Consider the following 20,503-nt stretch of genomic DNA (forward strand, 5'->3'; position numbering starts at 1 on the left):
TATCAAAACAATGAGCAAAAATTCAAACGCATGGATTGCATTACTTGTCGGAACAAGCATAGGTGCAGCCTTAGGGATTTTGTTTGCTCCCGATACAGGTAAAAACACGAGGGACAAACTTTCATATCAGCTCTTCAAATACAAAGAAGAACTGGAAAAACTTATCAATGATTTGATAGATGGAAAAAATCTTCCCCTCAATGAAGCAAAATCAGAGGGAAACAAAGTAATTTCGGACGCGAAAAACAAAGCAGAGAACTTGCTCAGCGATGTCAATAAACTAATCGAACAAATTAACAGAGAAGCTAATTAACCCCTATTTATTATGAAATATTTCAGATTATCAGCCCTGACACTTGCAGTAGCTTTGATGGCTGCAAGTTGCGAAACAAAAAAAGATGACCAATCAGACAAAATCGCTGCATTGGAAGAAAAACTGGCAAAACTTGAAGCAGCACAACCGGTTCCTACCAACGTCACAACGGTGGCTGATGCAGATCCAAGTTCCTTGGGTCAATTCAGTTTTTCCGAAATGGAGTTCGACTTTGGCACCATCAATGAAGGAAAAGTTATTGAGCACTTGTTCAAATTTACAAATGAAGGTCAAGCGCCTTTGGTAATCTCCAACATCACCGCATCATGTGGATGTACAAGTCCTGACTGGACCAAAACTCCTGTAAAACCAGGCGAAGAAGGATTTGTGAAAGTGGTATTCAATTCCACAGCCAAAACCGGAACTCAGGCACCTACTGTTACTATTCAGGCTAACACCAACCCTAACGTGACAAGATTGAGATTAAAAGGAAATGTAACACCAAAGCTGGCTAGTGCCGGTCCTGCCCAATTGGGTCCCGTAAAAAAATAATTTATGAACAACCAGATTTTATTGCAATCGTTTTTGAGTTCGGAAATAATGGGTCAGGTATTCCTATTTGGATCCATCATCCTTATCATGTACTTCTTCATGATCAGACCTCAGCAGAAAAAACAAAAAGAAACCAAAAACTTTCTTGAATCCATCAAAAAAGGAGATACTGCAGTCACTATCGGAGGGATACATGGAAAAATTTATTCCATCGAAGGGGACACGGTAACGTTGGAATTGGATAAAGGGATGAAATTGAAGGTTGAAAAATCTGCGATTTCAGCTGATTTCACCAAAAAAGCCACAGGAACCAAATAAAAATAATCTTGGCCAAGCTTAAGAAACTGTTTACCAACCTTAATCCACAAAAGATTGCAAACATGAAAGTGGCGGCGCTGTGTTTTCTGGCAGCCGCCACTTTTTGGGTTTTAAACGCACTCAACAAAGACAATTACAATACTGTCGTGGATTATCCCATCGAAATTGTTTTCGATGAGACGGAGTTTATGCCTGTCGAGAACCTGCCGAACAGGATAAAAATCGAAATCAACGGTAACGGTTGGGACTTATTGAGAAAGTACTTTAAAATCAATGAAAGCCCCTTTTTGATCGAAATCAACAACCCCTCCACAAAAGATTACATCCTAACATCAGAACTCAGAAGGACGCTAGCCGAAAATCTCACCCCTTCAGTTTTGGTTTCTATGGTCACCGATACCGTCAAATTCAAAATTGACAAGATTGTGACAAGAAAGGTGAAAATAGAAACTGACACAACCTCCACCACCCTCGCACAGAATTTTAAGCTCGCCAGTCCGATCAATATTGATCCGCCTTTTGTCAATATCACCGGTCCTACCTCTGTACTTCAGGAATTAGACGGGGTATTGAAGGTGACATTGGGGGAAGATAAAATCAACAAGGACTTCAACAAACTCATCCCGCTGACTTTGCCTTCGGCCTATACCGAATTTCTCACCTTGGAGGAAGAAAGTGTTCAGGTCAAATTTGAGGTTTTTCAGATGTTGGAAGGAAACAAGAGGCTGAAAATCAAAATGATCAATTTCCCAAAAAATGTCAGTCTTGCCCAAGAGCCTTCCAATATCATCATGTCTTATTTCATCGATGAAAGGAAAGTGGCCGAACTCAGTGAATTTGAATTTGAAGCTATCTTAAATTACAATAACCGCGACAGGGAAGACAGTACCATTTTTGTGGAAGTTAAGCCCAAACCGTCTTTTTTAGAAAAAATCAAGTTTGAACCTGAGGTTTTGAAACTCAAGTATGACAACCCATAAACCAATATTGGTAGGAATCACCGGCGGCATCGGATCTGGGAAATCCACGGTTGCCAGGATTTTTTCGATTTTAGGAATTCCCATTTACTATGCTGATGACCGCGCAAAGTGGCTTATGGCAAATGATGAGGCTTTGAAAAAACAGATAAAAGATAACTTTGGGCAAGAAAGTTATTCCGAAACAGGAGCACTCAACAGGGCATTTTTGGCATCACAGGTTTTTTCGGATGAAGAAAAAGTAAAAACAATCAATGGACTTGTCCACCCTGCTGTCAAAGTTGATTTTGAAAAATGGGCAAATGCTCAAACCACTCCCTATGTGCTCAAAGAGGCGGCTTTGCTTTTTGAAACCGGGTCGTACAAAGATCTGGATAAAGTTATCAATGTATCCTGTCCGATCAGAATCCGGATCTCAAGGGTATTGATGCGGGACCCGCACAGGAACGAAAAACAGGTAAACGACATCATCGACAAGCAGCTGCCCGATGAGGAGAAAAACAAACTGGCTGACTTTGTTATCAAAAATACAGACAATAAAATGTTGATCCCCCAGGTTTTGGAAATCCACCGTCAGCTCCTAAAGCTGTGATTTTTTTATTCCAATCAGACAGATAGCTGGATCTGGTCAAGATAGAATTTCATGCGGGTATGTTGATGGTCCAAAAAATCAATTTTATCAATCCTATCAAGTTTATGATTATAGAAAACCTCTATGTATTCATCTTCAAGTAGATAGAGGTTTACTTTGTGCCGATAATATCGGATGCCTACCACAAAGGTACCTTCAGAATAAAGCATCTGAATTTTTTTGTGTTGGGGCAATAATTTAAAATCTTCTTTACTCATTGTTTAATCTAGCCAATTCCATTTCAGAAGCAATATAGCCAAAAGCGGACCAATATCCCGACGAAATGACATTTTCAAAAATGGATTTTGCTTTTACTGTATCACCTTTTGACAAGTAATAATTGCCCAATCCATATCCTTGGGTGACATATTGCAGCTTTTGATCTTCCGTTGCGGCGTCCACATCCATCAGGTCTTCAGGTTTTAACTGCCCCTTGTACATCAATATCCTTTTGAAGTAGGCATCATTTTCAACGATCGTCATATTGGTATTTACGGCTTTGATTAGGCTTTGGGCCTCTTTTGTTTTTCCCATTTTGACCAAAGTCATATAATACCAATCCAAAGTGGCAACGATCAGATCGTCGTTATCAGAGACCTCAAGGCAATTTTGGTAAGCCTCCAAAGCTTTCTCCCAATCATTTTTCAGATAATAAGCCAATCCCAAGTGATACCATACGTTGAACTGCCCATTTGACAAAGGAATATTGAGCTTATTGGGCATCCCGTCAGCCTCGATCTGCAGAGGCAGGTTTTCCATCAATTCTGCTGCTTTCAAAAAATCATCAACCGCCCTATCAAATTCCCGGATAGAAATAAATCTGTGTCCCCGGTGCCGCAGGGCCTCGAAGGAATCGGGATATTGTTTGGCAGCTTTGCTGAAAGTACGGATGGCCAAGTCATACCTTCCCAAGTACCCCTCCCTCCTTCCTATCCAAATCAGGTTTTCAAGACTTGGATCTTCGCCATACAGGTTTTCAGCTTCTCCAAGTTTATTGATTTGGTTTTGCTGCAAAGCGGAATCGATTTCTGTAAAAAGCGAATCCCCCAGCAGGCCAATGGCCTGAAACACTTTTGTTTCAGGTGAAATTTCTTCTAAGAAAATGACTTTATTCTCCTTTTCCTTTTGGCTACAGGAAATGAAAAAAAGTGGCAATATTCCGTAAAAAACGATTTTCTTTAACATATGAATCAAAATTTTAAGCTTGAAAAACCTTTGAAAGCAGGAAATAGGAATGTATTATTGAATTTAAAATATTTCGATTACAAATGAGTACAAATCCAAGAGAAAAATTAAGGTTCTTTTCACACCAAATATTGCCGTTACTTTTTTGCCTGTTACTTCTTGGAGCTTGCTCATCCAGTAAAAATCTCAGGAAACAGAATGTAAACAAGGTCGTCGAAACGGCAAGAAGCTACCGTGGTACTCCTTACCGCTATGGTGGCACTACCCGATCCGGGATGGATTGCTCAGCTTTGGTATATCATGCATTTTATAGTGTCGGGATCACCATGCCACGCAATTCGGCAGCGCAAAGCAAGGAGGGGAAAAAGGTTACCGGGAAAAATTTCGAGAAGGGTGATGTCCTGTTCTTTGCCACAGGCAAGAAAAAAAACCAGGTCTCGCATGCCGGCATCGTCACTGATACCTCTAAGGGAAACATCATTTTTATCCATTCCTCCACTTCCTTGGGCGTCACGGAAGATAATCTCAGCCAAACTTATTGGACAAAAGCGTTTTTGTTTGGGAGGAGGATTTTATAGTTGGTTATTTGGTTAATGGTTATTTGGTAAGTGGTTGTTGAGTTGTAATTGTTGTAGTGGTTGTCATTGTTGTCATTGTTGTCGTAGTTGTCTGCTTCGCGATATCACATCATAACCAAACAGTGTCTAGGTCTCCCTTTTTATTTCAATTTATTTCAACCGTATTTCCACTTTATTTCAATTGTCTCACTTCTTGCTTCTAGCTTATCGGCTCTTGCTTCTTTTCTCTAAACAAAAAAACACAGGCCCCATTGCTGGAACCTGTGGTGGCTGTATAAAAAAAGCAACTATTTAAAATTAACCGGCTTTCACCAATTCGAATTCGAATGATGGTTTACCTCTTTCACCATCCTTTGTAAGAGACAGAAACCTAACCTTATAATGGTTTCCATTGGCATCCTTCAAAACGTAGTACCTGTCATTTCGTATAGAGGGAGCAGAATTGGGTCCTCCACCGGAACGCCAATTGGAACCAATGGTGAGTCTGTTATCTGAATTCAGCGTCAATGAGGCTAAATTTTGCTCTGAAAAATTAGCATAAGCGATGTCCGATTCCAAAACCTGAACCGCACTAGCTCCTCCATAGATATTATGGTAAACCAGGTCTTGAAAGAAATAAGCTAAGGTTCCGTTAACTGCCTGCCCAAACGGTATGGCGGATGTACCTGCCGTCCATACAAAATCCCAATTTGGTTTTTCGGGTTCTACTGGCACCACTCCCTCCTCAAATGAAAAGTAAACCAAGTTAAGATTGGGATTCTTGGTGATTTCTACGGAAGTGAAAGTCGTGGCCGTGATATCAGCATGCTGCAAGATATATTTTCCGTCTTTTCTCAAAATTCTGATCTTTTTCCAAGGTCTGACTTCGGCACCGCTACTGCCCCTATTTAAAATATAAACTTTATTTTCACCGTCTGCGGTACTCACCGTATTGATTGCCGGATCTGAAAGCGGATTTTGAGCATTGTCTGCATAGAGAATGCTTTTGAAATTAGTGAAAGAAAGTTCTAACTCCCCGGAAGTTCTGAGAGGCGCTGCCAGAGCTTCACCAACTACATTGATATCAGAAGAAGCAGTTTCGAAAGCCATCGCACCTGTAGTTCCGTTGATCAAAACTTTGAAATCTGATCCTGCATGGAATGCCAGGTCCCATTTTCTTCTACCGACAGCAAGTTGTTCCTCTTTTCTTAGGCTGACAAAAACCATATTGGGAAAGGTGGCCCCACCTCCGTTGATTTCAATGAATCCTTCCTCAGCAGGAGGAAGTTCTACGATCGGTTCTTCTTTTGGATCGCAGGAAAGAAAACTTCCTGACAGCAACAAAGCTGCGCATCCGATTGTAAATACTTGTAATCTGTTCATATTAATTGTGATTTGGAAAGTGTTTATTTTGATAATTGGTAAGTCAATCCTAAGAAGTAAGAGCGGCCATATCCCATGGGTCTCTGGGGTCCTCCGCCGTGTGCCCCACCTCCACCTGAAGTACTCAGGATAGTGGTGACATCTAATAGGTTTCTTGCACCAAAGTTTATGGAAAGGTTATCACCAAGGGGTTTTCTGAAAGTCAGGTCCATCCAGTGGAAACCCTCTAATCTAATCTCCCTTGGCACTTGGTTGCCATTGCCATCTGTGGCCATTTCAAACCCAGGCAATGCCCCTGTCCATTTGTAAAATAGATTGACATGGGTTTTGACCACAGGGATGAGGTAAGAAATGGTGGTGTTGATTTCTGTGGTGAAAAGCATTTCGGGAATCAAGGTCTGTTCTGCCGAAAGCATATTGTATCGACCGATTCTCGAAATCCCCACTTCCCCACTGAAGTTTTGGAAACTGAATGACTGATTGAGCATCAGACCTGCAGTGCGGTATGCATCAAGGTTGAACAAGGTGGTAATCCTCGGATCTTCGGGATCTATTCCAAAAGAAATCTTATCTGCCACATCGTTGTAAAATCCACTCAAAGCTGTTTTTTGGAATACACCTTGATTTTCTTCTTTTTGAAAATTCAATGACCCATTGAAACTGTGAGAGGTTTCAGCCCTGAGATCGGGATTACCCATGATCGAATGGCTTGCATCGAAGAAATCAAAGTGTAACTCCCTTATCGAAGGTGCCCTGAATCCACGGGCGTAGGATAATCTCAAATCCAGACTCGGAGCAAGTACAAACTTGGTATTGATCGAAGGAATCAACGGAGGAGCCTGATAAGCAGAATTATAAGCTCTCCGGATTCCGGGGCGAATTTTGATTTTGTCGGAGGGAGACCATTCCCCTGTCAAAAACCCAGCATAATCTTGGATCCCTTCATTGTCGCTGATCCTTTCACCTGAACCTCTTTCGGTATTGATATCTATGCCAGGCTGAAGGTTGAGTTTGGGAGAAATGAGCCAAAGACCCAAAACCCGCCAAGTAACCCCTGAGTAAGAAATCGCAGCCTGAGAATCGGGTGCAGCCGAGAGATTGGATTCATTAGTCCGGACATTGGTGACCCAAGTCTCCGTCCTTCGTCCATAATCTGTGAATGCCCCCTGCCAGGAAAGCTTGAAAGTGGGTGACAAATCCCATTTCCCATTGAGCCGGTGCATCCACCTGCTGGTTATAAAATTTTTGTCGATCACCTCCAATCTGTTTTCCGGACCAAAAGAAGTGATGGTTTCGCTCAATATGTCCAAAGCATAATCTATGTCAAAACCTTTGAAGCTCGTGCCAACAAAGAAATTTCCCATATCCTGATCTCTCGGAAGCCATTCAAACTGTCTTCCAGAGTGGTTGGCTTTCCAACCACCGAACCTGTTTTGAGTAAATCCACCCCCGATTTTCCATGGTTTTTCAAATGTGTAACTGCCGGAAACATTTCGGATATGATTGCCGGCACCGGCCATAGGACTGTAAGATTGTCCAACAGTTTCTTCCTGAAGGCGTGCCTGAATAGAATAACCTGATCGTTGTTTTGGGTTTTTGGTGATGATATTGATTACTCCTGCTAAAGCATCCGCACCATAGACTACCGACATAGGGCCTTCAATGATTTCGATTTTCTCTATGGTATTGATGTCGATCTGATTGATATTGACTTCGTTGGAAACACCCTGCCTTCCGACGATGGGTACACCATCAAGAAGGATTTTCACATTCTGTCCTGACATTCCCATCATTTCAAGATTACTCGTGCCCAAGGCATTGTCTTGGGAAAAGCGGATTCCAAGTTCTGTATTGAGGACTTCCTGTAGGTTGTTGGCAGCACGGTTTTGAATAGTGAGCTTATCGATGGACCTGACTTGGTAGACAGAATTTTTGACGGATTCCATTCCAAAGTTGCCCGTCACCACCACTTCGCTGAGTTCTGATACTGCCTCTTTCAATTCAATCCTAATGGTAGTTTCGTTTTGGTTGAGACTGTAAATCACCGGATCAAACCCTACGGCAGAGATTTTGATGTTCTGATTTAGGGATTGAGGTTCAAATGAAAAAGCTCCCTCAGCATTGGCTATTGTCCCTTTCCCATCGGAAAAAAGCACAGATGCAAAAGGAACCGGCCTACCCTTTTGATCTACAACAAAGCCTTTGATCTCCTTACCTGCCAACACATGATGAAAAGAAAAGAGTAGGGCAAACAGTAGAATCCAGTTCTTAATTTTATTTAGATCAATTCTATTCATTAGAAGAAAATTTTTTCGGCAGGGATTTCACCCCGCCGAAGAGGTTTTATAAGCAATCAATAAGCTGCTTCCAAGCATCCAACTGTGGGATTCCCGGCTTTCTCAATCCAAAAAACTGAGCGATCATTTCACCTTCTTTGTCAAATAGCTCAAGAGATGAAACCAATCCATCCGAGGTGTTTTTGTGCACCACAAAGGCAGAGTCAATGATATCCTCGTTGAGGTGCATGTTGAAGTCAGGGTCCATCACATTGAGCCAATTACCCATCTGACGGATAGTCCTCACCTTCCCCTGATGGATCTGGATATTGCCTTTATTGCCTGCGAAAATCATGATCGGCATCTTTTCAGCAGAAGCGGTTTCCACAATCTTCCTTGCCGAAAGCCTGTCTACTTCATAAGCCCATTTGTCATTGATCCACTTTACGGCATCAAGTCGATGGACATTGTACTTTCTCAGCATGCCAAAAAAATCGTGGGTATCCTTCATATTTTCCCAGTCATAGGTAAAAGCTTCCATGTCTATTTTTTTGACGTATTCAGGCTTGGGATAAGCTTCCACTTCCAATTCCATGCTTTGGTCTTCACTTTTGAAATCAACCAGGATTTGGTCAAAGGCATCTTGGTTGCTTTTTTCCTGAAGAAAAATTTTCAATACTGCGTCTCCTGCTTTGTCAAAAAACTGAAAACTGCGCATGGTTCCCCTTGGGGTGTGGTTGGTGACGGCAAAACCAAATTTCCAGCCGCTGAAAAAAATCCGCTGTTCGATTGGGCCGATCACAGTGGCTACCTGATTGGGGGCCTGTCCCATTAAGTCGATTTTCTGAAAGTTACCTTTGTGCTCAAGCACACAACCTTCATTTCTGGTCAGTGCCATGACCTTGCCCAAACTTTTGCAGGCGATGATGAGCTCGGCAAAGTTTTGGTTGAGCCGGATAGCATCTGAACCAATGGTGGAAGCGATCAACTCTGCTTCCGAAACGCCCAACTTCTGAGCGGCATCTCTTGCCCGCAATTGAGGCTGTTGTTTTTTGAGGTCTTCCCATGCTTCTTTCAAAGAAGCTACTGAGGAAAATTGCATGGTGGATTCCATAATTTATGCAAGTTTGATTTCTAAATGATTTTGAACAAAAGGGATACTTTGAATGATCATGGGAGAATCTTCCAATCCGGAAAACACCTGAATAGGATGCTCAAACACTTCTTCGAGATTGGAGGCACACATCACTTCTTTGACAGGGCCTTGGTGAAGGATTCTTCCTTTTTTGAGCAGAATAACCTTGTCAGCATAGTTGGCCGCGAGGTTGAGGTCATGCAGAATGGCAAGGACGCCGATGTTTCTTTTTTTGATTTTGTGGATTATCCTGAGCACATGATGCTGCAAAGCGATATCCATGCTGGAAGTAGGTTCATCCAAAAGGAGATATCTCGGAAAGGGTTTTTTATCCCATATCTGGGTCAAAACCCTTGCAAGTTGTACCCTTTGTTTTTCCCCACCTGATAGGTTCCCGTACAGTTGGTCCTTGAGATGCCATGTCTGGGTTTCGTTCATGACTTCCTCCAAAAGATCCTGCCGATAAGAACCCCCTCCCGACAACAAGCCCAATTCAACCACTTCCAAAGCCTTGAAAGGAAAAGACAATGAACTGTGCTGTGGCATGACCGCCCTGACTAACGCCAGGTTTTTTGCGGAAAAGCCATTGACAGGAGATCCGTTATAGTCCACTTTTCCATATTTGCAGGGAATTTCACCTGCCAATACTTTGAACAAAGTAGACTTACCGGCTCCATTTGGGCCAAGGATAACCGTAAGTTCGCCCGGAGCGAGCGAGACACTAGCCTTGTCCACTATGGGCATGTTCCGGATGCAGAAATGTATGTCTTGAGCTTGTAGCATATCAGGATCGTATTTTTTTAACATTGATAATAAGCCAGATAAAAAATGGGGCACCGATGATGGCCGTGATGATTCCGATGGGCATCTCTGAAGGCATGACTATGGTCCGCGCCAATAAATCCGCGAAAGTCAATAACAAAGCTCCGAGCAGGAAAGACCCTGGAAGTACCAGCCTGTGGTCGGCACCAAACGTCATTCTGATGAGATGGGGTACTATCAGTCCTACAAATCCAATGGTTCCCGTGAAGGAGACAGCTGTCCCCACGATCAGCGCACTCGCAAAGAGCAGGATATATTTCACTTTTTGGACATCTACTCCCATGTGGAAAGCTTCATTTTCACCGATAGAAAGTGCGTTGAGGTTTTTGAACTGAGAAAGGACCAACATGACTGGACCGGAAATCAGCAAGAAGGAAATCCCAACTTTGCTCCAATTGGCTCCTCCTACATCTCCCAAGCTCCAAAATGTAAAATTCCTCAAAGCGGCATCGTCAGCATAGAAAATCACCAAACCTATCAGTGCGCCTGATAGTGCATTCAAGGCAACACCTGCGAGAATCAATAAAGAAATGTCTGTCTTGCCTACCGAACTCCCCATTTTGTACACCAACAGGGTATTGATCAGGCCTCCAAGGAAAGCAAAAAGCGGCAAACCAATCCCACCAAAGTAACTTAGAAAAGGAAGTGTACTGCCAAATACAATGAATATCACTGCAAACAAAGCCCCGCCACTGCTTACTCCGATGAGACCTGGTTCTACAAGTGGATTTCTAAACAATCCCTGCAAGGCAGCTCCGGTAACGCCCAGTCCTCCACCTACCAAAATCGCCATCAAAATTCTTGGGAGGCGGATATGGAGAAGGACATTGGATTGCTGTTGGGAGAAATCTATCAGTTCCAAACCGACAGTATCAATCAAAATCCCAAAGACACTATATAATGGTATATGGAATGCCCCCAAGGACAGGGATAAGACAGACATCACCGCCAAGGCGATTCCCATCAACCCTAGAACCAGATTTTGGGTTTTGTATTTGCGATATGTCAGCGTTTGTATCAAAGCAGTTTATTTCCTCACGGATTTTGCTAGTTCCAATGCCGCTTTGCCTACCCTCGGACCGAATCCAGAAAGGTATTGTCCATCCAAGGAGATGATCTGGTTTTCTTTGAAAGCGTTGGTATTTTCAATTCCCCTGATATTTTTGACTCCATCCATTCCTCCTATTGATTGGATTCCTGAATCAAAGAAGAGCAGGTAATCGGGATTCATGGAGACCAAAGCTTCGGGAGTCAATGGAATAAAATCTTTGAATCCTTTCCCTACATGTTCTAATCCAGCCATGTTGATCATGGATTCGGCAAAGGTTTCCTCCCCGGCGACAAAAATCATCTCTTGTCCTCTTGCCATGACAAAAGCCATATTGGGTTTTGTGGATTGCCCTTGTAGATAATTCCCCAATTCTTTCATGTCAGCCTCGATAGAAGCATTGATGGCTTTACCTTTATCAGGAACTTCAAGGAAATCGGCGATTTCTGTCACTATTCTGTAGGTGCCTGATATGTCGGTGGGTTTTCCAAAAAACCGGATTTGAAGTCCTGCTGCTTCCAATTGCTTGACAACGTCCTCTGACATATAACCTTCCTCGGCCAAAACCAAATCAGGGCCCAAGGCAAGGATTCCTTCTGCTTTGATCTGATTGCGGTAACCTATTGAAGGCAATTCCTTCATTTTGGCGGGATAGGTGGAGGTGATGTCTGTCGCGATGATATCTTCGGCGAATCCCAATTCGCTCACCACCTCTGTAATTGTACCTCCTGCAGTGATTATTTTGACTCTTTCTAGGGTCGCTTCGGACTTTTTGCCGGCACATCCTAGGAGAATTATTCCAAATAGGAACAGACTTATTTTTCTTATCATTATTTAGATTGATTTAAAATAACATGACAAATATCAATCTATTTAGATTTAATCCAAATTAATTTTAATTGATATTTTCTATGAGAACTTAAAAACTATCAACCTATTAATAGATTGGATTTATCATAGGCTTCATCTATTGAGTCATTTATTGTTCAGGATTTTGATTGAAGCAAATTTTCTTTTGTTCGACTTGAGTTGAATAACCAAACGAACCAATTTTTAAAAGAAACTAAATTGGCACTAACAGACAAAAGGATAAAAAATGGATTTCAAAGCTAAATAGTCCAAAAACTATGTCGATTATATTTCCAAACATCCTTTGGTATTAAGCTTTTATAATTAATTTTGCATTCGAATTTTAAAGCATCAATCCTTTTTACATCAAAATAAAAAATGGCAAATATTGGTAAGATAACTCAGGTAATCGGTCCGGTGGTGGACGTCTCCTTCGCAGGAGGAAAATTACCAAAGATTCTGAATGCCCTGACAGTCACCAAAGAAGACGGTTTGGTAGTGGTTTTGGAGGTTCAACAGCACCTAGGTGAGGACAGAGTCAGGACCATTGCAATGGACGCAACTGAGGGAATGGTAAGGGGTCAGGAGGTTACAGATTTGGAAAGTCAGATTTCGGTTCCTACCGGTGAGGAAATCAAAGGACGACTGTTCAATGTAATCGGACAGGCAATCGACGGTCTTCCTGAAGTGAAGTCTACCAAAAGAATGTCAATCCATAGATCAGCGCCAAGGTTTGAAGACCTTTCCACTGCTACTGAGATCCTTTACACAGGTATCAAAGTTTTGGATTTGGTTTGCCCTTATGCAAAAGGTGGAAAAATCGGTCTCTTTGGTGGTGCCGGTGTAGGCAAAACCGTATTGATCCAAGAATTGATCAACAACATTGCAAAAGCATATTCAGGTCTTTCAGTATTTGCGGGTGTCGGAGAAAGAACCCGTGAAGGAAATGACCTTTTGAGAGAAATGATCGAATCAGGTATCGTTACTTATGGTGATGATTTCCTTCATTCGTTAGAGACAGAAGGGGGATGGGATCTTTCCAAAGTAGACATGAAAAAATTGGAGGAATCCAAAGCTACTTTCGTGTTTGGTCAGATGAATGAGCCTCCCGGAGCCCGTGCAAGGGTTGCCTTGACAGGTTTGACATTGGCAGAATATTATAGAGACGGTGATGGTGAAGGTTCAGGTAGAGATATCCTTTTCTTCATTGACAATATCTTCAGATTTACACAAGCTGGTTCAGAAGTATCCGCCCTTTTGGGAAGGATGCCATCGGCGGTAGGTTATCAACCGACATTGGCCACAGAAATGGGTCAGATGCAGGAGAGAATCACCTCTACAAAAAATGGTTCTATCACTTCAGTACAGGCCGTTTACGTACCTGCTGATGACTTGACTGACCCTGCACCGGCGACTACTTTCGCCCACTTGGATGCTACTACAGTACTTTCCCGTAAAATCGCCGAATTGGGTATCTACCCTGCTGTGGATCCTTTGGATTCTACTTCCAGGATTTTGAATCCATTGGTATTGGGAGACGAGCATTATGGCTGCGCACAAAGAGTAAAAGAAATCCTTCAGAGATACAAGGAACTTCAGGATATCATTGCGATTTTGGGTATGGAAGAACTTTCTGACGAAGACAAATTGGTCGTTCACAGAGCGAGAAGGGTTCAACGTTTCCTTTCCCAGCCTTTCTTTGTTGCAGAAGCATTTACCGGTTTGAAAGGTGTACTTGTTGACATCAAAGACACCATCAGAGGTTTCAACATGATCATCGACGGAGAATTGGATCATTTGCCGGAAGCTTCCTTCAACTTGGTAGGCTCCATCGAAGATGCGATTGCCAAAGGTGAGAAGATGCTAGCTGAAGTAATGTAATTTTCATTCCGATCCATCGGACAAATAAGGTTTTAAACGCATCATGATACAATTGACAATCATTACACCTGACCAAAAAGTATTTGAAGGTGAAGTTTCGGAGGCTACCTTTCCCGGTGCCAACGGTTCCTTTCAGGTATTGGACAACCACGCGGCGATAGTTTCCGCATTGGGAAAAGGAACGGTTTCATATACTACAAAGGCAGGAAAAAAATCCCACATCGTCGACGGTGGTGTGGTGGAAGTCAAAGACAACAAAATTGTCCTTCTTGCTGAAAAAGTAATTGATTGATAATCCATACTCATTCAAATCCAAAACCCGACTGAAAAGCCGGGTTTTGTTTTTTTAAGTCCGTTTGGAAAATCGTATCGCAGTTTGAATCAGAAGATGAATGAAAATATTTTGGTATTGGTAAATTATTATCCTACTTTTGCAACCCTGAAAGGAGGTGTATACATATGATCATTGTCAACGTAAAAGAGAACGAATCAATCGAGAAGGCGCTAAAGCGTTTCAAAAAGAAATTTGATAAAACAGGTGCCGTAAGAGAGCTCAGAGCGAGACAGCACTTTGTAAAGCCATCTGTAAGAAACAGAGAACAAGTTATCAAAGCAGCATACAAGCAAAAAATGCAAGAGGCAGAAATGAAGTAATTCAATCTGACTTTTGAAATAAAATCAAAAAGCGCATCTACGAAAGTGGATGCGCTTTTTTTGTCCACCCCTACAGCAGGTTTAAATATTCAGGAAACCCGATTCCATAAGATTTTTTAATCCTAAGGATTTTATATTGTTCAAAAATCCGGATACAATGATCCAGAATAGATTCCTTTCTTAGGAAATTTATACTAACTTCATTGCAACATCTTTCTCGCTCCAATGACCGATTCTTTTATCAATTACCTTGAATTCGAAAAAAGGGCAAGCCGACATACTGTCTTGGCTTACAGAAAGGACCTAGAGCAATTCAGTGAGTTTTGTTCACTCTCCTTCGAAAAAGAAGACATCAGCACAGCAGATCACCCGGAAATACGTGCTTGGGTCATCGATCTCGTCGATCAGGGACTGAGTTCAACATCAGTAAATAGAAAAATCGCTACACTCCGATCTTTTTATAAATTCTTGATGCGTTCGGGAGAAATCACCAAAGATCCCACTTACAAACTCCGTGCACTGAAGACGCCAAAGCGATTGCCGGAATTTGTGCAGGAAGATGCCATTGACAAAGTATTGGATGAATTGCAGTTCAAGCCGGATTTTGATGGACAGCGGGACAAGATGGTTATGGAATTCCTTTACCTCACGGGTGTGCGTCTCTCAGAATTATTGGAACTCAGGTGGAAAGACATCGATTTGGCAGGCGAAGCGGTGAAAGTTCTCGGAAAGCGTAAGAAAGAAAGAATAATCCCGATCACAGCAGGACTCAAAAAGAATATTGTTTCGTACAGAAAAGTATTTCAGGAAACGTTTTCAAATCTACAAGATAGTGACTATTTTATCGTTATAAACAACAAGGAACAAGCTTATCCAATGAAGATTTACCGCATTGTGAAAGAACATTTAGACCTTTTTGCTCAGACTACCAAAAGAAGTCCACATCTCTTGAGACACACATTTGCTACACATTTACTCAACAAAGGCGCTGACCTTAATGCCGTCAAAGACCTTCTCGGGCATGCCAACCTCGCTGCTACGCAGGTGTATACCCACAATTCCATGGAAAAACTCAAGGCTGTGTTTGAACAGGCACATCCAAAAGCTTAATATAATTTTCACTTTAAACCATTTACGTTATGAAACTTCAAATGCATTCCATCCATTTCGATGCTGATCAAAAACTTATCGATTTCATTCAGAAAAAAGCCGATAAACTTGACACCTATTTTGATCGAATAATCGACGGTGAAGTTTTTATGAGACTTGATAACCATGAAAAAAAAGAAAATAAAATTGTTGAAATTAAAATGAATGTTCCGGGAAAAACCCTTTTTTCAAAGCATCAAAGCGAATCATTTGAGGCTGCAACAGATGAGGCAATAGAAGGCCTTCGCAGACAGCTCAAAAAATTCAAGGAAAAAGCGGTTTTAATCAACCAATAACTTACAAAACCCCGCCGAAAGCGGGGTTTTTCATTTTCTAAATCTCCTTATAATTCAAGACAATTTTTTGCGGTACGCTGATCATCCAAAAAACCAATGGAATCCAATGCCCGCCAAGATCCCCACGGCAATGATGAGTGGGGAAGAAAGTTTGGTAAAATTAAGTAAAAGGTAGGTTCCCATGATGGCTGCAATATTAAAAAAATCAGGCTCCAAGGGCTCGAATAGCAAATATGCCGCTGCGATCAACATCCCGCAACTTACGGCATTGATTCCTTCCAATGCCGCGCGGACAGGGCGGAATTTTTTTAATTTGTCCCAAAATTTGATGACAAAGAATATCAGGAAAGTTCCGGGAAGAAAGATACCCGCCGAGGCGATAAATCCCCCTGTCAATAATCCCAAAACTCCTTGGTCTCTCATGGAAAGCGCCCCCACGTAGGCACTGATGCTGAATGTCGGGCCCGGGATCCCCTGTGATATGGCATATCCCGTCAAAAATTCCTGTGAGGTGAGAAATTTTTTGAACTCCACAAACTCAGTAAATAGATAAGGTACCAAGACTTGTCCTCCTCCAAAAATCAAACTTCCGTTTCGATAAAAATTCTCAAAAAGGAGCACCGCCTGATTTTTGGTCAATGCACCCAAGATTGCTGCAAAAACCAGGATTCCACCCCATAGGTAGAAATTGGCCCAAGCGATGACGAGCTTTTTGTCTCCCTCGTCTTTGGGTTCATTTCTGTACTTCAATGAAGTGGTCACCCCCCCGACTAGCAGCAATAATGGAAAAATGAAAGGAGAATTATAGAAAAAGGAAATGAATGTCGAAAACATCATCAAGACAGATGCCTCGGTGGTCTTGACCATTTTGAAAATGGTCTTTTGGGCAGCATAGATGATAAATCCGATTGCCATGGGCTGGATGAATTTTGCAAAACTCAGGGCTCCGGGCGTATTTTCCTGCAGAAAGTCTATCAAAAAAGCAGCCACGATCATCAAAAGCGTGGCAGGCAAGATCCAAACAAAAAGCGAAAGGTAGGCGAGACTTGGCCCACCTACCCTGTATCCAATCGCAGAAATCGTTTGAGTCGAGGTTGGTCCCGGAAGGATCTGACAAAGTGCGTTCAGCTCCCACAAGTCCTGCTCTTTGATGTATCCCCGTTTGGTCACCATCGTGTCCAAGACCATGGCAAGAAAAACCTGGGGACCTCCAAATGCAGTCAGAGAAAGCAATAAAACATCTTTGAGATAGAGATAATACCTGACCTTCCTGACTGACACGGCTTATTTCTTTAAACCCAATTCACGGAGCCTCTCTTCCAAAAACTCCCCGGCTGTAGCATCTTCAAATTGCTTGGGATGGTCGGCATCAACACAACTGTCGAGACAGGTCAAGTCCATCTCAGACCTCGGGTGCATGAAGAAAGGAATGGAATACCTGCTCGTATGCATCATTTCCCTAGGCGGATTCACCACCCGGTGGATGGTGGATTTTAGTTTTTTGTTGGTCAATCTCTCCAGCATGTCACCCACATTGACGACCAATTGGTCAGGAAGTGCAGTGATCGGAATCCATTTCCCGTCTTTTCTCAAAACCTGCAGTCCATCTGCGCTTGCACCCATGAGTAAGGTGATCAGGTTGATATCCCCATGCTCTGCGGCGCGTACCGCATCTGCAGGCACTGCGTCAGGATTTTCTATAGGGAAATAATGGATCTGCCTCAAAATAGAATTGCCATAGGCCACTTTATCTTCAAAGTAATTTTCATCCAACTCTAGGTAAAGGGCAATGGCTTTGAGCATATTTTTGCCCGCAGCCTCTAGTGTTCGATAAGCTTCGTTTGCAATGTCCTTAAACTCGGGGACTTCAGTAGGCCAAATATTATCAGGATATTCTTTTTTGGTTTCGTCACTGTCCGGAATGGAATCCAATTCCTGCCCGACATGGTAAAATTCCTTTAAGTCGCCGGTATTTCTACCTTTTGCATGTTCCTTTCCTTTGCCGGTGTATCCTCTTTGAAAGCCGATTTCAGGTTTCTCATACTTGGCCTTAACCTCGTCAGGCATGGAAAAAAACTTCTTGATCACTGCATAGAGCTTGTCCTGCAATTCTTTGTTCAATCCATGGTTTTTGATCGCAACAAAACCAATGTTATTATAGGCTTCTCCCAGCTTTTGGACAAATGCACTCTTCTTGTCCTGACTGCCCGAAGTGAAATCCGCAAGGTCCAAAGATGGGATTTCATTGTATAAAATATCTTTCATCTACGAAATTTTGTTTTTTATTATTCAGCAATATATCCCAAATTTAGATAATTTAGCTTTTAGACTTTCATCACTATGAAAAAAACGATCCTCTATTTTGGTTTACCTGTTCTGATTTTTCTTTTTAACTCTTGTAGTTCAAAAGAGAAAAAAGAGGAAAAAATCTTCGAAATGACAGGTTCTGACAGTTTGGAAATAGCGAAAAAGGAAGTCAGTTTTTATTTTTATGAGGAGGAAAAAGAATATCCGGATGCCATCATCGAGATGTACGCACCGCTCAGCAATCAAAAGTTCAGTCCGGGAAGAATCCCATTCGAATTCAATATCAAAAATTACCCTTTCGGTGAAGATTTGGACGGTTTTAAACTGAATACCATTTTGAATTCAGGCGATCCTGTAGGCCACAATTCCCCGATTTTCCAACAGGAATTGAACGAAGGTACTTACAGGATAGTAGCTTATCTGGTGGACAGTCAGGGTTTGGCACTCAAAGAATTTGGTAATTATGTAGATAGGGATTTTATGGTTGGCAATACCAGGCCATTTCCTTACTCGGCTGAGCCTTATCTCGCCCTCAACCTTCCGATCAACGGTCAGACTTACTTAGAAGGAGAGGAAATTACCATTGATTTTTTGGTAATTGGTGGGGATATGCTGTTGGATAATTTGCAGGTACAAATCAAAGTGGGTGATTTTCATTATGAGATGACCGAAGTCAACCCGGTCCATATTTCAAATCTCCCAAAAGGTGAACACCTTGTCCAACTGAATCTTTCCTACCAAAATGGAAAAAGCCTGGAGGGGCCATTTTCCAGCGCCCAAAAAACCATTTTGATCCAATAATCAAGCAGGAGATATGTCTGTTTTCCCCATTGGATTTGGGGAACATCCTTATCTTTGCTATAGGTACAGACCATCTTATCATAACCATGCTACTCGTAAATACAATCAGGGATAACTTTGAGAATACCTTGGCCGGATTACAGAAACGTAATTTTCCCAACGCCCAGGACGTTTTGGTTCAGGTGCTCGACCTGGATAACAAGAGAAAAGAAACCCAATCCCAAAGGGACTCACTTCAGTCCGAATCCAATAATTATTCCAAGGAAATTGGAATTTTGATGCGGGAGGGTAAAAAGGAGGAAGCCGAAAAGATAAAAACATTTACTTCCGAGATCAAGGATAAGGTAAAATCCTTAGAGGATATCTTCAGTCAGACAGAGGAAGAACTCAAGCAGCTTTTATATACCATCCCAAATATCCCCCACTTTTCAGTACCAAAGGGAAAGTCAGCAGAAGACAATGAAATCGTCCTGACCCATGGAGAAATTCCGGCTTTGCCCGAAAGCAAACAGCCACATTGGGAGCTGATCAAAAAATACGACATCATCGATTTTGAACTTGGGACCAAAATCGCCGGCGCAGGATTTCCTGTCTATAAAGGAAAAGGAGCGAGACTACAGCGGGCGCTTATCAATTTCTTTTTGGATGAAGCCCTGAAAGCAGGTTATCTGGAGATTCAGCCACCGATTTTGGTAAATGAAGATTCCGGTTACGGTACAGGGCAATTGCCGGATAAAGAAGGCCAAATGTATGAAGCCACGGTAGACAAGCTTTTCTTAATCCCAACGGCAGAGGTTCCTATTACGAACATTTACAGAGATGTGATCCTGAATGAATCAGATTTCCCCATCAAAAATGTGGGCTATACGCCTTGCTTCAGAAGAGAAGCGGGAAGTTGGGGAGCCCATGTGAGGGGTTTGAACAGACTGCACCAGTTTGACAAAGTGGAAATCGTACACCTTTCCCATCCTGAACATTCTTACCAAGCTTTGGAGGAAATGAGTCTTTACGTCCAGGGATTGTTACAAAAGCTCGAGTTGCCGTACCGGGTTTTGAGACTTTGCGGCGGTGATATGGGCTTCACCTCTGCCCTGACATACGACATGGAAGTATTCTCTGCTGCGCAGGAAAGATGGCTGGAAGTAAGTTCCGTCAGCAACTTTGAATCCTTTCAGGCCAACAGGCTCAAACTCCGCTTTAAAAGTGAGGATAAGAAAACAACTTTGGCGCACACACTCAACGGCAGTGCTTTGGCATTGCCGAGGATCGTGGCCTCCATATTGGAAAACAACCAAACCGAAACCGGCATCAAAATGCCAAAAGTCTTGGTGCCTTATCTCGGGTTTGATACCATAGGATTTTGATTTAT

At 42.3% G+C, this 20,503-nt stretch carries 23 protein-coding genes; 13 read left to right on the plus strand and 10 right to left on the minus strand.

All coding sequences use genetic code 11. The annotated features are described in order from the left end of the window. Positions 1-10 precede the first annotated feature (10 nt). Genes MMU05_RS01865 through coaE form a run of 5 tightly spaced genes read left to right on the plus strand, consistent with a single transcriptional unit; the run spans position 11 to position 2,752 of the window. Entirely contained in the window at positions 11-313 is a 303-nt protein-coding gene (locus MMU05_RS01865; protein ID WP_241139959.1) for a YtxH domain-containing protein, read from the plus strand. A 12-nt stretch (positions 314-325) separates the two neighbouring features. Further along, the gene (locus MMU05_RS01870; protein WP_241139960.1) at positions 326-865 is read left to right on the plus strand and encodes a DUF1573 domain-containing protein; all 540 of its coding nucleotides are present in this window, start codon (positions 326-328) and stop codon (positions 863-865) included. Positions 866-868: 3 nt separating this feature from the next. Then, complete coding sequence (gene yajC, locus MMU05_RS01875; protein WP_241139961.1) at positions 869-1,183, plus strand: preprotein translocase subunit YajC; 315 nt, start codon at positions 869-871, stop codon at positions 1,181-1,183. Positions 1,184-1,191: 8 nt separating this feature from the next. After that, positions 1,192-2,163 carry a YbbR-like domain-containing protein gene (locus tag MMU05_RS01880; protein WP_241139962.1) on the plus strand — a complete coding sequence of 324 codons (972 nt, stop codon included), beginning with the start codon at positions 1,192-1,194 and terminating at the stop codon, positions 2,161-2,163. After that, on the plus strand, positions 2,150-2,752 hold the full coding sequence (gene coaE, locus MMU05_RS01885; RefSeq protein ID WP_241139963.1) for a dephospho-CoA kinase: 603 nt from the start codon (positions 2,150-2,152) through the stop codon (positions 2,750-2,752). Before MMU05_RS01880 ends, coaE begins: the two co-directional genes overlap by 14 nt. Before the next feature lie 14 nt (positions 2,753-2,766). Here coaE and MMU05_RS01890 read toward each other — a convergent pair whose 3' ends face one another. Together MMU05_RS01890 and MMU05_RS01895 are read right to left on the minus strand one after the other, a co-directional pair. Then, positions 2,767-3,009: a hypothetical protein gene (locus MMU05_RS01890; protein ID WP_241139964.1), complete on the minus strand. Its 243-nt coding sequence runs from the start codon at positions 3,007-3,009 to the stop codon at positions 2,767-2,769. Continuing rightward, entirely contained in the window at positions 3,002-3,976 is a 975-nt protein-coding gene (locus tag MMU05_RS01895; RefSeq protein ID WP_241139965.1) for a tetratricopeptide repeat protein, read from the minus strand. Before MMU05_RS01895 ends, MMU05_RS01890 begins: the two co-directional genes overlap by 8 nt. Before the next feature lie 83 nt (positions 3,977-4,059). Here MMU05_RS01895 and MMU05_RS01900 point away from each other — a divergent pair, with 83 nt between their 5' ends. After that, positions 4,060-4,554: a C40 family peptidase gene (locus tag MMU05_RS01900; RefSeq protein WP_241139966.1), complete on the plus strand. Its 495-nt coding sequence runs from the start codon at positions 4,060-4,062 to the stop codon at positions 4,552-4,554. 297 nt (positions 4,555-4,851) lie between these two features. On the opposite strand, the gene MMU05_RS01905 is transcribed toward MMU05_RS01900, so the two are convergent. The 6 genes from MMU05_RS01905 to MMU05_RS01930 are packed head-to-tail and all read right to left on the minus strand — an operon-like array spanning position 4,852 to position 12,028. After that, a complete protein-coding gene (locus tag MMU05_RS01905; RefSeq protein WP_241139967.1) occupies positions 4,852-5,916 on the minus strand; it encodes an HmuY family protein in 1,065 nt (354 codons plus the stop codon). Positions 5,917-5,939: 23 nt separating this feature from the next. Next, positions 5,940-8,213 (minus strand): TonB-dependent receptor, encoded by a 2,274-nt coding sequence (locus tag MMU05_RS01910; protein ID WP_241139968.1) that lies wholly within the window; start codon positions 8,211-8,213, stop codon positions 5,940-5,942. Positions 8,214-8,259: 46 nt separating this feature from the next. After that, on the minus strand, positions 8,260-9,306 hold the full coding sequence (locus tag MMU05_RS01915) for a hemin-degrading factor (RefSeq protein ID WP_241139969.1): 1,047 nt from the start codon (positions 9,304-9,306) through the stop codon (positions 8,260-8,262). Positions 9,307-9,309: 3 nt separating this feature from the next. Then, positions 9,310-10,110 carry a heme ABC transporter ATP-binding protein gene (locus MMU05_RS01920; RefSeq protein WP_241139970.1) on the minus strand — a complete coding sequence of 267 codons (801 nt, stop codon included), beginning with the start codon at positions 10,108-10,110 and terminating at the stop codon, positions 9,310-9,312. Position 10,111: 1 nt separating this feature from the next. After that, complete coding sequence (locus MMU05_RS01925) at positions 10,112-11,170, minus strand: FecCD family ABC transporter permease (protein WP_418884452.1); 1,059 nt, start codon at positions 11,168-11,170, stop codon at positions 10,112-10,114. Positions 11,171-11,176: 6 nt separating this feature from the next. After that, positions 11,177-12,028 (minus strand): heme/hemin ABC transporter substrate-binding protein, encoded by an 852-nt coding sequence (locus MMU05_RS01930; RefSeq protein ID WP_241139971.1) that lies wholly within the window; start codon positions 12,026-12,028, stop codon positions 11,177-11,179. A gap of 396 nt (positions 12,029-12,424) precedes the next feature. Between MMU05_RS01930 and atpD the strand changes: the two genes are divergently transcribed. The 5 genes from atpD (at position 12,425) to hpf (ending at position 16,026) form a co-directional block, all read left to right on the plus strand. Further along, positions 12,425-13,927, plus strand: a complete 1,503-nt coding sequence (gene atpD / locus MMU05_RS01935) for a F0F1 ATP synthase subunit beta (RefSeq protein ID WP_241139972.1) — start codon at positions 12,425-12,427, stop codon at positions 13,925-13,927. 43 nt (positions 13,928-13,970) lie between these two features. Next, entirely contained in the window at positions 13,971-14,219 is a 249-nt protein-coding gene (atpC, locus tag MMU05_RS01940; protein WP_241139973.1) for an ATP synthase F1 subunit epsilon, read from the plus strand. Positions 14,220-14,386: 167 nt separating this feature from the next. Continuing rightward, positions 14,387-14,581, plus strand: coding sequence for a 30S ribosomal protein S21 (gene rpsU, locus MMU05_RS01945; protein WP_113923958.1), 195 nt, complete (start codon positions 14,387-14,389; stop codon positions 14,579-14,581). A gap of 225 nt (positions 14,582-14,806) precedes the next feature. Further along, a complete protein-coding gene (locus tag MMU05_RS01950) occupies positions 14,807-15,691 on the plus strand; it encodes a tyrosine-type recombinase/integrase (protein ID WP_241139974.1) in 885 nt (294 codons plus the stop codon). A 29-nt stretch (positions 15,692-15,720) separates the two neighbouring features. Further along, positions 15,721-16,026, plus strand: a complete 306-nt coding sequence (gene hpf / locus MMU05_RS01955) for a ribosome hibernation-promoting factor, HPF/YfiA family (protein WP_241139975.1) — start codon at positions 15,721-15,723, stop codon at positions 16,024-16,026. An 81-nt stretch (positions 16,027-16,107) separates the two neighbouring features. Here hpf and chrA read toward each other — a convergent pair whose 3' ends face one another. Both chrA and MMU05_RS01965 read right to left on the minus strand, forming a co-directional pair. Then, positions 16,108-17,307: a chromate efflux transporter gene (gene chrA, locus MMU05_RS01960; protein ID WP_241139976.1), complete on the minus strand. Its 1,200-nt coding sequence runs from the start codon at positions 17,305-17,307 to the stop codon at positions 16,108-16,110. Between the two features lie 3 nt (positions 17,308-17,310). Then, positions 17,311-18,291 (minus strand): isopenicillin N synthase family dioxygenase, encoded by a 981-nt coding sequence (locus tag MMU05_RS01965; RefSeq protein ID WP_241139977.1) that lies wholly within the window; start codon positions 18,289-18,291, stop codon positions 17,311-17,313. Positions 18,292-18,366: 75 nt separating this feature from the next. Here MMU05_RS01965 and MMU05_RS01970 point away from each other — a divergent pair, with 75 nt between their 5' ends. Both MMU05_RS01970 and serS read left to right on the plus strand, forming a co-directional pair. Continuing rightward, positions 18,367-19,134, plus strand: a complete 768-nt coding sequence (locus MMU05_RS01970) for a hypothetical protein (RefSeq protein WP_241139978.1) — start codon at positions 18,367-18,369, stop codon at positions 19,132-19,134. A gap of 86 nt (positions 19,135-19,220) precedes the next feature. Beyond that, the gene (gene serS / locus MMU05_RS01975; RefSeq protein ID WP_241139979.1) at positions 19,221-20,498 is read left to right on the plus strand and encodes a serine--tRNA ligase; all 1,278 of its coding nucleotides are present in this window, start codon (positions 19,221-19,223) and stop codon (positions 20,496-20,498) included. The last annotated feature ends 5 nt before the right edge of the window (positions 20,499-20,503 follow it).

The sequence above is a fragment of the Cognataquiflexum rubidum genome (assembly GCF_022538115.1).
GTDB classification, from domain to species: Bacteria; Bacteroidota; Bacteroidia; order Cytophagales; family Cyclobacteriaceae; genus Cognataquiflexum; species Cognataquiflexum rubidum.

What these genes read in the sequence shown, in the direction of transcription:
- MMU05_RS01900 (WP_241139966.1), top strand. Translation starts at nt 4,060, where the DNA reads ATGAGTACAAATCCAAGAGAAAAATTAAGGTTCTTTTCACACCAAATA.
- MMU05_RS01890 (WP_241139964.1), bottom strand. Translation starts at nt 3,009, where the DNA reads ATGAGTAAAGAAGATTTTAAATTATTGCCCCAACACAAAAAAATTCAG.
- MMU05_RS01905 (WP_241139967.1), bottom strand. Translation starts at nt 5,916, where the DNA reads ATGAACAGATTACAAGTATTTACAATCGGATGCGCAGCTTTGTTGCTG.
- rpsU (WP_113923958.1), top strand. Translation starts at nt 14,387, where the DNA reads ATGATCATTGTCAACGTAAAAGAGAACGAATCAATCGAGAAGGCGCTA.
- serS (WP_241139979.1), top strand. Translation starts at nt 19,221, where the DNA reads ATGCTACTCGTAAATACAATCAGGGATAACTTTGAGAATACCTTGGCC.
- MMU05_RS01970 (WP_241139978.1), top strand. Translation starts at nt 18,367, where the DNA reads ATGAAAAAAACGATCCTCTATTTTGGTTTACCTGTTCTGATTTTTCTT.
- MMU05_RS01910 (WP_241139968.1), bottom strand. Translation starts at nt 8,213, where the DNA reads ATGAATAGAATTGATCTAAATAAAATTAAGAACTGGATTCTACTGTTT.
- MMU05_RS01950 (WP_241139974.1), top strand. Translation starts at nt 14,807, where the DNA reads ATGACCGATTCTTTTATCAATTACCTTGAATTCGAAAAAAGGGCAAGC.
- MMU05_RS01920 (WP_241139970.1), bottom strand. Translation starts at nt 10,110, where the DNA reads ATGCTACAAGCTCAAGACATACATTTCTGCATCCGGAACATGCCCATA.
- MMU05_RS01895 (WP_241139965.1), bottom strand. Translation starts at nt 3,976, where the DNA reads ATGTTAAAGAAAATCGTTTTTTACGGAATATTGCCACTTTTTTTCATT.
- MMU05_RS01915 (WP_241139969.1), bottom strand. Translation starts at nt 9,306, where the DNA reads ATGGAATCCACCATGCAATTTTCCTCAGTAGCTTCTTTGAAAGAAGCA.
- coaE (WP_241139963.1), top strand. Translation starts at nt 2,150, where the DNA reads ATGACAACCCATAAACCAATATTGGTAGGAATCACCGGCGGCATCGGA.
- MMU05_RS01870 (WP_241139960.1), top strand. Translation starts at nt 326, where the DNA reads ATGAAATATTTCAGATTATCAGCCCTGACACTTGCAGTAGCTTTGATG.
- yajC (WP_241139961.1), top strand. Translation starts at nt 869, where the DNA reads ATGAACAACCAGATTTTATTGCAATCGTTTTTGAGTTCGGAAATAATG.
- MMU05_RS01930 (WP_241139971.1), bottom strand. Translation starts at nt 12,028, where the DNA reads ATGATAAGAAAAATAAGTCTGTTCCTATTTGGAATAATTCTCCTAGGA.
- hpf (WP_241139975.1), top strand. Translation starts at nt 15,721, where the DNA reads ATGAAACTTCAAATGCATTCCATCCATTTCGATGCTGATCAAAAACTT.
- MMU05_RS01865 (WP_241139959.1), top strand. Translation starts at nt 11, where the DNA reads ATGAGCAAAAATTCAAACGCATGGATTGCATTACTTGTCGGAACAAGC.
- atpC (WP_241139973.1), top strand. Translation starts at nt 13,971, where the DNA reads ATGATACAATTGACAATCATTACACCTGACCAAAAAGTATTTGAAGGT.
- MMU05_RS01965 (WP_241139977.1), bottom strand. Translation starts at nt 18,291, where the DNA reads ATGAAAGATATTTTATACAATGAAATCCCATCTTTGGACCTTGCGGAT.
- atpD (WP_241139972.1), top strand. Translation starts at nt 12,425, where the DNA reads ATGGCAAATATTGGTAAGATAACTCAGGTAATCGGTCCGGTGGTGGAC.